The 12353-nt window shown below is 62.1% G+C and carries 10 protein-coding genes; all 10 read left to right on the forward strand.

From position 1 onward, the window contains the following. Positions 1 to 845: hypothetical protein (locus ACRCJM_RS00005; RefSeq protein WP_431463327.1), on the forward strand; the 845-nt coding region annotated here is incomplete at its 5' end. A 153-nt stretch (positions 846 to 998) separates the two neighbouring features. Further along, positions 999 to 2066, forward strand: coding sequence for an ABC transporter ATP-binding protein (locus ACRCJM_RS00010; RefSeq protein WP_431463328.1), 1068 nt, complete (start codon positions 999 to 1001; stop codon positions 2064 to 2066). A gap of 322 nt (positions 2067 to 2388) precedes the next feature. Beyond that, on the forward strand, positions 2389 to 2898 hold the full coding sequence (rplJ, locus tag ACRCJM_RS00015; protein WP_237185947.1) for a 50S ribosomal protein L10: 510 nt from the start codon (positions 2389 to 2391) through the stop codon (positions 2896 to 2898). A gap of 120 nt (positions 2899 to 3018) precedes the next feature. After that, positions 3019 to 3396, forward strand: coding sequence for a 50S ribosomal protein L7/L12 (rplL, locus tag ACRCJM_RS00020; RefSeq protein WP_135012413.1), 378 nt, complete (start codon positions 3019 to 3021; stop codon positions 3394 to 3396). 132 nt (positions 3397 to 3528) lie between these two features. After that, the gene (locus ACRCJM_RS00025) at positions 3529 to 4551 is read left to right on the forward strand and encodes an endonuclease/exonuclease/phosphatase family protein (RefSeq protein ID WP_431463329.1); all 1023 of its coding nucleotides are present in this window, start codon (positions 3529 to 3531) and stop codon (positions 4549 to 4551) included. A gap of 150 nt (positions 4552 to 4701) precedes the next feature. Beyond that, positions 4702 to 6183 (forward strand): glycoside hydrolase family 32 protein, encoded by a 1482-nt coding sequence (locus ACRCJM_RS00030; RefSeq protein ID WP_431463330.1) that lies wholly within the window; start codon positions 4702 to 4704, stop codon positions 6181 to 6183. Between the two features lie 164 nt (positions 6184 to 6347). After that, positions 6348 to 6914, forward strand: coding sequence for a PTS sugar transporter subunit IIA (locus ACRCJM_RS00035; RefSeq protein WP_237237195.1), 567 nt, complete (start codon positions 6348 to 6350; stop codon positions 6912 to 6914). A 197-nt stretch (positions 6915 to 7111) separates the two neighbouring features. Next, positions 7112 to 9097: a sucrose-specific PTS transporter subunit IIBC gene (locus ACRCJM_RS00040; protein ID WP_431463331.1), complete on the forward strand. Its 1986-nt coding sequence runs from the start codon at positions 7112 to 7114 to the stop codon at positions 9095 to 9097. A gap of 342 nt (positions 9098 to 9439) precedes the next feature. Then, entirely contained in the window at positions 9440 to 10084 is a 645-nt protein-coding gene (locus tag ACRCJM_RS00045) for an N-acetyltransferase family protein (RefSeq protein ID WP_431463332.1), read from the forward strand. 159 nt (positions 10085 to 10243) lie between these two features. Beyond that, complete coding sequence (locus ACRCJM_RS00050; RefSeq protein WP_431463333.1) at positions 10244 to 12352, forward strand: S8 family serine peptidase; 2109 nt, start codon at positions 10244 to 10246, stop codon at positions 12350 to 12352. Position 12353: the final 1 nt, after the last annotated feature.

Raw genomic sequence — 12353 nt, forward strand, 5'->3', positions numbered from 1 at the left:
ACCGCGACGAAAAGTCGCTCTACCCCGGGCTGCTAGCCCTGCAAGAACCGGTGAGCCAAACCGTCTTTCTCTACCGCCTAGAAACCCTGTACGAGGGGGACTTTCCCACCGACTACACCATCTACAACTACGCCGGTGGCCCCTTCGAGAGCGAAACGCGCATCAATATCTCCGTTCTGGGGCCTGCGGAAGAACGCGGGGACGGCGAGCCGATGTATCAGTTTGAAGCGTATTCCCGCTTCGAAGACCGCGCCGGCAAACTCATCTCGCAGGGGCTTCTAACCCGCACCGGAGAAATCCGCTGGGACGAACAAGACCCCGGCCACTGGCTACACCCGCACGTGAAAACCCTGATCGAGTACCTGGCTCAGGCCCCGGCCAAAGCCCCTGAGACCATCGAAGAAGGGCAGGTTATCACCTGGGACCTCCCACAGCTTCTGCGCGAAGAGCTGACCATCACCGACCATAACTTCGAACGTCACCTGCCCCACTGGTTCAGCGTCCAAGACACCAGCGAATATGGTTGGTTCGCCTACGCCCCCGCTACAGGCGAGACGTATCCGCCTGAAAAACCTCCCTACTCACTGGTACACACCATGCGGCCCCGCCAGGTTGTCGACCGCTATGAGGAGGACGGCACGCCCCACCTGCTCGGCTACGTCGCCCACGTTGAGGGCGGGGTACATGGCGTCCTGAAATGGGGAAAAAACCTTGAGCCGACCCTGTGGACCCGCTCAGACGAAGTAGGTTTAGCACCGGGACTCACCGGCACAACACTCCCGGCATCCTGCCGAGCCCTCATAGAGACAGGCCAATTGCGTTATCCCGACTCCCGAATTGATTGATCTGCCCTAACGAGCGTGCGCCTTATCGCCGAGCGTGCACCTATCTGCGGCACGCTCGGCGATAAGGCGCACTCTCGGTCAAATCAGGGGTGCGCTGTGGTGGGGAGGCTACGGTTAGGGCTTACCGTGCAGCCGTCGGGCATAATAGAGGTCATGACCAGCCCCGCCCTTACCATCACCGGCCTGACTAAGCGGTTTGGTGCGTCCGCCGTTCTTAGCGGAATTGACCTGACCGTGCCCGGTGGCAGCCTGCTCTCCCTGGTGGGGGAGTCAGGGTCGGGCAAGTCCACCCTGCTACGCATTATTGCCGGGCTGGAACAGGCGGACGCCGGTAGCGTCCTCTTCGGCGACCGGCCGGTGGGCGTCGGGGGAGGCAGACGCTTCAAAGGGTCAGGTAAGACCCGGCAGGCAGGGGGAGCGCCGGTGGGCTTCGTCTTCCAAAAACCCGTGCTCTACCCCCACCTGAGCCTGGAAGAGAACATCCTCTTCGCCCAGCGCCTGCGTACCCAGGAGCAGCTAGACCGAGACCACTACCTTTCCCTCGTCGATACCCTGGGACTGGGGGAGCACCTGCGCAAGAGGCCGGCGCAACTATCGGGTGGCCAGGCCCAGCGGGCCGGTATCGCCCGGGCCCTGGTGCGTAAACCCACGCTGGCTCTCTTTGACGAGCCGCTTTCTAGCGTCGATGAGCATCTGAGCGAAGCTATCCGCGCCGACCTGCTGACCCTGCACCGCCAGCTAGGGTTCACGGGCATCTACGTCACCCACAACCCCGACGAAGCCCTCGCGATGGGCCAGCAGCTTGCGGTGCTAGAGGGCGGACGCCTAGCCCAGGTTGCCGCCCCGGGGCAGGTACTGGCTGCCCCGGCGTCCGCGCAGGTCGCCCGACTGCTGCACCCGCTCTACAACGAGCTGCGTGTGGATGTTGCGGGGCAGTCTGTAGCGGCCGGTATCTCTGCCCACGGTTTTGAGCGGACGGACGCCGACACCCCGGATACCCTGTCCGTACGGGTGCTGGGCGTGCTCGCCCATACGGCAGGGAGCCGTTTTAGCCTTGAAACCACTCGGGCGGTAGAGCTACCGCACCCGGACGGTGCCGTGACCATTCCCGCCGGTAGCCCGCTCACGGCTGTGCTGCCAGAAACCCCGGTAGGCGCGGAGCAGGGGCTCTACCTGAAACTCCGACAAGGTGCTCTGCACTGTTTCTCAGGGCAAAGCTAGTTTGTACCACGTGCTGACCAAAAAACCTGCCTCATCTGGTCTGTATGTGGTACAAAGGTGGATAGAAGCGGCGGTTTAAGTGATTAAGCACCCTTAAACCCGGTTTTAACTTGCCAGGGCCCCGCTAACCGTGGTTAGATGAAGTAACCAAAGACCGCCGGTCTGTGCCTTTTACAGGTACGATAAGGGCTAACCAGCCCACCTGCGTAGGTGCCGATAACAGAATACAAACCAGTTTTTGCTGGGCTTGTATTATGCCTCGATGCCTGCGCGTCGGGGCATTTTTTGTTGGCCTGGCGGGATAAGAACTGGAAGGAACACCATGGCAACACAGGATAAGATTGCTGCCGTCTCTGAGATCAAGGAACTCCTTGAATCCTCAAACGGCGTAATTCTCACCGAGTACCGTGGTCTCACCGTTGCACAGATGAAGGAACTTCGTCGTGCACTGGGTGCTGAGACCGAGTACGCCGTGGTAAAGAACACTCTGACCGCTATCGCGGCTAAGGAAGTTGGCATCGACGCATTCGATGGTCAGCTCCACGGCCCCAGCGCAATCGCATTCATCAAGGGCGACTTCATTGATGCTGCGAAGGGTCTGCGTGACTTTGCCAAGGCTAACCCCCAGCTGATCGTTAAGAGCGGTTACTTCGAGGGCGAAGCTCTCGACGAAGCTGGCATCAACAAGTTTGCAAGCCTCGAATCACGCGAGGTACTTCTTGCAAAGGTCGCAGGCGGCGCAAAGGGCGCAATCGCAAAGGTTGCTCGCACCGTTGACGCTCTGCGTATCAAGCTCGAAGAGCAGGAAGGCGCAGCACCCGAGGCCGAGTAATCGCCTCGTCTCTGCCCACCGCACAGACTTCGGCCTACTTACCTGGGCCACCCCACAATTTTCAAGCTCGCAGGCTGAAATACTGAGGCTTGCAACTGAATCAAAGAAGGAGCCAATCTCATGGCTAAGCTTTCAATCGAAGAACTCATTGAAGCATTCAAGGAACTGTCACTCGTTGAGGTTTCCGAATTCGTTAAGGCATTCGAAGAAGAATTCGACGTAACCGCAGCCGCTCCCGTTGCTGTTGCTGGTGTTGCTGGCGGCGACGCTGGTGCTGCTGAAGAGCAGTCAGAATTCGACGTTATCCTCGAATCAGCTGGCGACAAGAAGATCGGCGTTATTAAGGAAGTTCGCGCCCTCACCTCACTGGGTCTGAAGGAAGCTAAGGACCTCGTTGACGGCGCTCCCAAGCCCGTTCTCGAAGGCGTTTCCAAGGAAGACGCAGAGAAGGCTAAGGAAGCTCTCGAAGGCGCTGGCGCAACCGTCACCCTCAAGTAAGTTTCTTACTTTTCTTATCTTTGGCGCAGGGGCGGCACCCGTTACGGGTTGCCGCCCTTGCGGCTTTTTGTTTAAGGACGGACGCCACCCTCACCTCTTCCCCTGCCTGCTGGTTTTAGCTAGGCTGGGGTCATGGGTAAGACTCTGATTCGTGCATTCTGGTGTCTGTTGCTGGCAGGTGCTCTGGCCTGGCTGGCTATCCTGGTGTGGCCGGGCCACCCGGTCATAGCCTGGCTGACTACCCGCCTGGTCATTGCCCAGGCCGTTGCCTTCCCCACCTTGCTTGCGGTTGCCGGGGCGGGCGTCCTGATTGTGGCCCTACTGGTTGCGCTACGACGTGCAACCAGCGGAGCCACCCGCGCCCTTGCCGGGCTGACGGCGGTAGCCTGTGCTGTCTCTAGTCTGCTGGCTGTCACCGACCCCTACGGGGCTGCGCGCTACCATGCGCGCGGGGTGCCTGCCATTGGGTGCGTTAATATGCAGGCCTACCGGGTCACTACCTACAACGCCCTCGATACCCTGACCGACCAGTCCCTGGCTCGGTTGCTGGCCGATGAGCCGGATTTCCTGGTGCTCCCTGAAGTCTCACCCGATACACCCGCCCTTGCTGGCGGCGTTCCGGGCTACCAGCTGTTCGCCTCCACCAGCGGCAAGGCCCACATCGCCCCGACACTGACCCTGGTGAGCGACCGGCTGGGCACTTATACCGCGCAGGAAGTGCCCATGACCTTCGGGGCCCTTCTGCTGACTCCTGAAAACCAGGCCAGCGGGCAGCCCCAGCTGCTGGCGGTGCATACCGCCCCGCCCGTCCCTGCCTACATGCAGCAGTGGCGTGACGACCTCGCTACGATTGACCGGCTGGCCCGCGATGAGGGGAGCCTCGACCTGATCGCCGGTGACTTCAATGCGACCCTGCTCCACGGTAGCCTCGCCAGCTACGCGGGGGCACGCTCACACCTGGGTGCGGATGCTGCCCTGGCCACCCACCGGATCGAGGGTACCTGGCCAGTCGGCGGAGTGCTAGGAATGAAAGCACCCATCGACCACATCATGGTGATGCAGGGTCCACCTGCTCGCGGTGAAGAAGTGACCTACCAGCAGGTGGGTGAATCTGACCACCTGGCAGTGAACGCCCTCGTAGGACTCTGCGGGTAGGCACGTGGGCTAGCACATAGCACAATCTGGAATATTTGCCGGTCTGCCCTGCACGCTGGTACCCCGGAGCTAGAAGGAGGGCAGAGGGGTAAGCTGGATATGACAAACGATTGACAGAGCCCCCACCGCACCCCACCCAAGGAGCCCCGCGTGACTAAGCCCGGACGTCCGGACGCCGCCGAACTACTCGCCGCTGCCGAGCAAGCCTATGCCACCTACCATGAGCAGGTCCGCACCGACCCCGACTACCCGGCCCTGCACCTGGCGCCCCCTGTTGGCCGCCTTAATGACCCCAACGGGCTGATCTACCATGAGGGTACTTACCACGCCTTCTACCAGTACTCACCGGTACACCCCACCCGTGCCGTCTTCTGGCGCTACGCCACCAGCGACGACCTGACCCACTGGCAGGACCGCGGCACCGCCATTGCCCCCACCGACTGGTTTGACAAGAACGGCTGCTACTCCGGCTCCGGCTTCGTGGGTGAGGACGGCACCTTTGAGTTCTTCTACACCGGCAACGTGAAGGACGCCGACGGCAACCGTGAAGCCTACCAGGTGCTCTTTACCTCCCCTGACCAGGGCAAGACCTTCACCAAGCAAGAGGTCTTTATCAACGGCCCCGAAGAGGGCTACACCGCCCACTACCGCGACCCCCACGTAGTGGAGCGCGACGGCACCTTCTACGCCGTCATTGGCGCCCAGCGCGAGGACGAAACCGGGGCCGTGGTGCTCTACTCCTCACCCGACCGCCGCACCTGGACCTTCGACGGTGAGCTCACCTTCTCAGACCCCGCCCTGGCCAACTTGGGCTACATGTACGAGTGCCCCGGCCTGATTCAGCTGCGCGACGAAGAAACCGGCGAGCTCAAGGACGTGCTGATTTTCAGCCCCCAGGGTATGGAAGCTGACGGGGAGAAGTACAACAACATCTTCCAGACCGGCTACATCGTGGGCACCCTCACCGGCACCCACTTTGAGGTCACTACCCCCTTCACCGAGTTGGACGCCGGTACCGAGTTTTACGCCCCCCAGTGCTTCCACGGGGTGGGGCAGGACGGCTCCCACGCGGTGCTCCAGGGCTGGTTCGGCAACGCCGACCAGGACGACCACCCCTCCTGGGACAACCACTGGGTGCACATGCAGACCTACCCCCGCCGCCTCACCCTGCGTGCTGGCCGTATCTACCAGAACCCCGTGGATCAGCTTGATAGCGCCCTGGCACCCGCCCCGGTTAAACCCGCAGCTCATGGCGAGATTGCGGAACTGGCGGACGCCCGCGTCTGGCGCCTGCGCGGTGAGGTAGCGGTAGCCAAGCCCGTGCAGATTATCGTGGAGGACGCCGCGGGGCAGGCCCTGGTGCTGACCCTGAGCGAGGACGGTGCCCACCTGGATCGCACCGGCAGCCGCTACGCCGTGGGCGGGGCAGAGCGCCATCGCACCCTAGAGCACAGCGCTACCCGCACCTTCGACCTGCTGGTCGATGCCTCTGGAACTGAACTCTTCCTCGATGGGGGAGCCGCCGTTTTCTCATCCCGAACCTACTTCACCGGAGCTAAGCGCACCGTCCGCCTGGTAGCAGACGAAGCGGCCGTGCTGAGCCTCGAAGCTGCCCGGCTTGTAGAAGACTAGGGTAAATGGCGCCGGTGCCTTAGCGCACAGGGCGAAAAATTTTCCGTGACCTGGCACCGGCAGGAAACAGTAAGGCCTGTCTCACAGGTTATCGACGGTGGTAGGCTGGTAGAGACGCCGCACACAGCGGCCCCACCACTCCCAACCACTATGAGGTGACAACCATGGCAGGCTTCTTCAAAAAGCTCTTCGGCGGTAGCGACGACACTGCAGCGCAGACTTCCGCTCCCGCAGCTACTCCCGCGGCAGCACCGTCCGCCGTTGGCGCGTCCGCTCTGACCGCCCACATGAACGGTACCGTTGTTGAGCTTGCCGGCGTGAGCGACCAGATGTTCGCCTCCGGCGCCCTGGGCCCTGGCGCCGCCATTGAGCCGACCGCGGGCGTGGTTGTAGCTCCCGCAGACGGTGAAGTAACCGTTGCCTTCCCCACCGGCCATGCCTTCGGCATTCGCACCGCAGACGGTCTGGAAATCCTGATTCACGTGGGCTTCGATACCGTGGAACTGGACGGCAAGTTCTTCGAACCCAAGGTCAAGAAGGGTGATACCGTCACCCGCGGCCAGGTGCTGGTGGAGTTCGACCTGGAGCAGGTTAAGGCTGCAGGCTACCCCGTGACCACCCCGCTGGTTATCACCAATGCCAAGAGCTCCGTTGCCGACCTGACAGTTGCCAACGCAGGGAGCGACGTAGCGGCCGGTGCTGACTTCATTACCGCAGCTCGCAAGGGCTAAAACAAAGCTTGAGATAGGGTCGGTGGCCACCTAACACAGGTGGCCACCGACCTTTTGTAAGGGGCTGTTTTGGCCCCTTTTTTGGTGCTAGTATGTCAAACGATTGGCATGTTTGTTTTCGGGCAAACGTACACACTCGCGCCGAGGCTGAACCACAGATATAGGGGGGAGCCTGGCCCATACACCAAGGAGAAGACATGGACCATAAATCCGTGGCTGAGCGAGTCCTCACCGCCGTCGGCGGCACGGACAACATCGCAGCAGGCGCCCACTGCGCCACCCGCCTGCGACTGGTGCTCAAAGATATGAACGTCATCAACCAGGACGCCCTGGACAACGACGAGGACCTCAAGGGTACCTTCAACAACTCCGGCCAGTTCCAGATCATCGTGGGCCCCGGCGACGTTGACGAGGTCTACAAGCACATGGCCGCTTCAGGTATGAAGCAGGTCTCCAAGGACGAACTCAAGAACGTCGCTGCGAGCCAGGGTAACCTCTTCACCCGCTTCATCAAGATCGTCTCAGAGATCTTCCTGCCGATCATCCCCGTGCTGGTCGGTACCGGTCTGCTCATGGCACTCAACAACGTGCTGACCGCACCCAAGATTTTTGACCCCACCAAGTCACTGATTGAGCTTTACCCCGCATGGGAAGGCTTCGCAGGCATTGTTAACCTGCTCTCCGCAGCTGCCTTCGCCTTCCTGCCCGTCCTGGTCGGCTTCACCGCCACCAAGGTCTTCGGCGGTAACCCCTACCTGGGTATGACCATGGGCGCTGCCATGGTCTTCCCCTCCCTGGTCAACGGCTACAACGTGGCTGCCGCCCTCGAAGACGGCACCATGACCTACTGGGACGTCTTCGGTATTCAGGTGCAGCAGGCTGGCTATCAGGGCACCGTCCTGCCCGTCATCTTGGTCGCCTTCATCCTGGCCAACGTTGAGAAGTTCTTCCACAAGATTCTCAAGGGCACCATTGACTTCATGTTCACCCCCACCCTGACCCTCTTGATCACTGGCTTTGCCACCTTCATGCTGGTCGGCCCGCCCATGTTCAAGCTGGGCACCCTGCTCGGTGAAGGTATCAACTGGCTCTACACCGCAGCTGGCCCCGTGGGCGGCTTCCTCTTCGGTCTGGTCTACTCACCGATCGTCATCACCGGCCTGCACCAGTCCTTCCCGCCCATCGAACTGCAGCTACTGGCAGCAGGCGGTTCCTTCATCTTCGCTATCGCCTCCATGGCTAACGTCGCCCAGGGTGGTGCCGCCCTCGGCGTCTACCTGACCACCAAGGACAAGAAGATGAAGGCACTGGCGGGTGCTACCGCTCCTTCAGCCTTCCTCGGTATTACCGAACCGGCCATCTTCGGTGTTAACATCCGCCTGCGCTGGCCCTTCTACATCGCAATGGGCGCATCAGCTGTTGCATCAACCCTGATTGCTCTCTTCGGTGTCAAGGCATCGGGTCTGGGTGCTGCTGGCTTCCTGGGTCTGCCCTCCATCGACCCTGCCCAAGGCATGGGTTGGATGGGCTTCATCATCGCAGTCCTCACATCGGCCGTCCTCTCCACCGGCGCTTCCTTCATCTACGGTAAGCGCGTCTTCGCCGGCCAGGTCGCCGAAGAAGAGGTTGAAGCTGCCGCTCCCGCAACTGCTGCTGCGTCTGTAGCTGCTCCCGCGGCGTCCGCTCCCGCAGCTGCTACCGAAGGCTACGAACTGACCGCCCACCTCAACGGCACCGCTGTTGAGCTCTCTGCGGTATCAGACCCCACCTTCGCTTCCGGTGCCCTGGGTCCCGGCGCCGCCGTAGAACCCACCGAAGGCAAGCTCTACGCACCCGCCGACGGTAAGGTCACCGTGGCCTTCCCCACCGGCCACGCCATTGGCATGCGCACCGACAAGGGCGTAGAAGTCCTCATGCACATCGGCTTCGACACCGTCGAACTGGATGGCAAGTACTTCACCCCCAAGGTCGAAAAGGGCCAGGAGGTCAAGCGCGGCGACGTCCTCGTCGAGTTCGACATGGCCGCCATCAAGGCCGCAGGCTACCCCCTGACCACCCCGCTGGTCATTACCAACGCCAAGAAGACTGTTGACTCAACCGCTCTGGCTGCCGCCGCAGGCTCAACCGTGGCAGCTGGTCGCGACCAGCTGGTGAGCGTAGCCGCTAAGACTGCCGCCGTCTAAGCGCTTTCACCGGAGCAAAGAACCCGCCCTGCACCCGTCCTGATGATAAGGACGGGCGCGGGGCGGGTTTGTTTGCGCTATACCAGTATGGGGGGTGCCCCCGCATCTTGGCTCGTGACCCTCTTGCTCCTCGCCCGGGGGCTCGTCCAGCCTCGTAAACTCGGCTGATTCCGTGCTCTCTTGTGTGCTCGCTCGCTCGCACCCGAGCACTTCATCACGCCAGCCCCGAGCCAACGAGCTTCGATGCAGGGGCACCCCCCGTAAGATGCGCAAGGAAACCTCCCTCTAGAGCTTTCGTGACCGGGTAATCTTGAAAGGTAACACCGTACCCAGGAGGATTCCATGCCCGAGCAGACCTACGACTTTACCGTGCGCGAAGCGACCGAAGCTGACTACCCCGGCGTCATCGAGGCGCTGACCAACGCTTTTGAGCACGACCCGGTCATGAACAAGGCCATGGGCGGGGACGGCCGCACCGAGACCGTCCGCGGGCTCTTTGAGTTCCAGCTACGTACCACCTACGCCCCCAAGGGCACCATTGACATTGCCGTGACCGAGAGCGGCAAGGTGCTCGGCGCTGCCCTCTGGCTCTCGCCCGAAGCCCAGAAGGGTAACCTGCTGGCCGACATTAAGGCCCTGCCCGACTACTACCGGGTGCTGGGGAAAGGTCTGGCTCGTGCCACCGTCACCGAGCTGCGCCTGCTGGCGGCCCGCCCCAAGTTCGACCACTGGTACCTCTACACCATTGGGGTGCACGAGGACGCCCGCGGGCACGGTATCGGCTCCCACCTGCTGGATTACCGCCGCGAGCGCCTGGGCGAGGTGCCCGCCTACCTGGAGGCCTCTACCTACCGGTCAGCCTCCCTCTATGCCCGTCACGGGTTTGTTGAGTTCTTCCGCTTCAAGGGTGGCAAGCCCGCCCTGGGTATGTTGCACCCGGCGCCGGTGACTCAGGTGTCGCTTCACGACCACCATAGAAGCAAGTAATATTCTTTTTTCTCTGTTCAGGGGCGCGTGAGCGTGCAAGAATACTGTTGTTTGCCGGGCTGTCTGCTTATCCCCCATAGGTGGCAGTCGGGGTGCTACCGCTACCACCGGTAGCACCGGGCAGGCACTACATACGCAACACGGAGAAAGAGCACCCCCATGCCCCTTTTCACGCTGCCACATACCCGAAAAGTCGCCAAGGCGCAGCTTGCTGCTGTCACCGCGGTGACCCTGCTTGCTAGTGGCACTACCTATGCAAGAGCAACCGAAACCCCCGATGCTACGGGAACCTACCAGGCCGGGCAGACAGGCGATAGCGGCGCCCTGGTCAAAGAAACCGACCGCCTGATAGTGACCTTTGCCGAGGGTACCACGACCGAAGAGCGCCAGACTATCGTTGACCGCGCCCTTGAAGATACCGAGGCCCTTAAGACGGCAGGGGTTGTCAAAGAGTCTGTGGGTGAGGACGCCACCACAGGCGTGATTGAAGCCGACCACCCCCTGAGTGAGGCCGAGCAGCAGAGCGCTATTGAGGCGCTGGAAGCTGACCCGGGCGTCCTTGCTGCTGAACCTGACCAGCTGGTGCGGGCTGTGCAAAGCCTGCACAGCACGGCCACCAGCGAACCCCTCTACGGCACCCTCTGGAACTTTAGGGCCGCGAACGTGGCCCCGGCCTGGCACCGGGCGGACGGAGCCGGAACCACCATCGCTGTGGTTGATACCGGTATCACCTATCACCCCGACCTAGCCCCTAACCTGGTGGCGGGTTATGACTTTATTTCTGATGACGCCTATGCCCGCGACGGGGGCGGACGCGACGCCGACCCCACCGATATCGGCACCTTCTCGGGCTCTACCCCCTCCAACTGGCACGGCACCCACGTAGCCGGTATCGCCGCTGCGGCGGCCCAGGGAAGTGGGCTAGCTGGCGTAGCCCCGCGGGCTAAGATCCAGCCGGTACGAGTGCTGGGCATCAACGGCTGGGGCTACGCTTCAGACATAGCCGACGGGATCGCCTGGGCCTCTGGCGGGAACGTGCCCGGCGCACCCCGGAATGCGACCCCGGCAACCGTCGTCAACGCGTCCTTGGCCTGGCCGTCTGATACCTGCCCGGCTGCCCTCGACGCCGCTATTAAGGGAGCCTACTCCCGGGGCGTTCCGGTAGCTGTTGCCGCCGGGAACGCGGGTGCTAACGCAAACGCCTGGACACCCTCTAACTGCTACTTCGCTATCGTCGTGGGAGCTACCGGCGGTGATAACGCCCTGACCGCCTACTCCAACTGGGGCTCGACCCTCGATATCCTTGCCCCGGGCGGTACCGCCTGGCAGCAGGTGAACTCAACCTCTAACGCGGGGCGCACCACCGCTACAACCGCCAGCTTTGGCGGGCTCTACGGCACTTCCCAGGCAGTCCCGGTGGTAGCGGGCACTATCGCCCTGATGAAGCAGGCCAACCCTAACCTCACCATCGAGCAGATCCGAAACACCCTAAAATCTACCGGTAGCCCCGCCAGTGGCTACCGCCTGGTGAACACCGGTCAGGCTGTAGCAACCGTAACCCCGCCCCCACCTGCCTACCGGGTGATGGGCGGAATCGGTTCTTACTACCAGGCCAACGGTGGTGAAGCTGTTTTTGGTAAGCCCACCCAGAACGAGTTTGGCTCGGTCGGGGGCGGCGCTATTCAGAACTTTGACCGCGGTTACGCCCTGTACTGGACGGCCACCTACGGCACCCACGCGGTGAAATGGGGTACCGGTATTGGCGAGCACTACCGCCAGAACCGCTGGGAACTGGGCCACCTGGGCTACCCCACCAGTAGCGAGTACGCCTATTCTTACGGAGCCGCCCAGAATTTTTGGAACCCCGTGACAGGTTCCCGCTACGCCGTACTGTGGAGTGCAGAGACAGGAACCCACACCATGGTGGGTGGAGGAGCAATCGCCGGTAAATGGTACAGCATGGGCGGGCCGGACCGCCTGGGCTTCCCGTCCACATCAGAAATCGCTTTGAGCGGCGGTGGGGTAGTGCAGTTCTTCCGCAAGGGCGGCAGCCTGACTGCCATCTACTGGCACCCGGTGCACGGTACCCGCAGCGTGTCGGGTACTGGGGCTTTCTACCACTACTGGCTAGCAAATGGCTACGTCACCCGTCTGGGCTACCCGGTTACCGATGAACACCTGGGGGCAGACGGACGCATGCACCTGCGGTTCTCGTCCGGTGCTCACCTGACCTGGAGCGCGTCCGAGGGGCTGCACCGGGTGCGCTAGC

Origin of the sequence: Rothia sp. L_38 (genome assembly GCF_050689125.1) — a bacterium.
Classification (GTDB): domain Bacteria; phylum Actinomycetota; class Actinomycetes; order Actinomycetales; family Micrococcaceae; genus Rothia.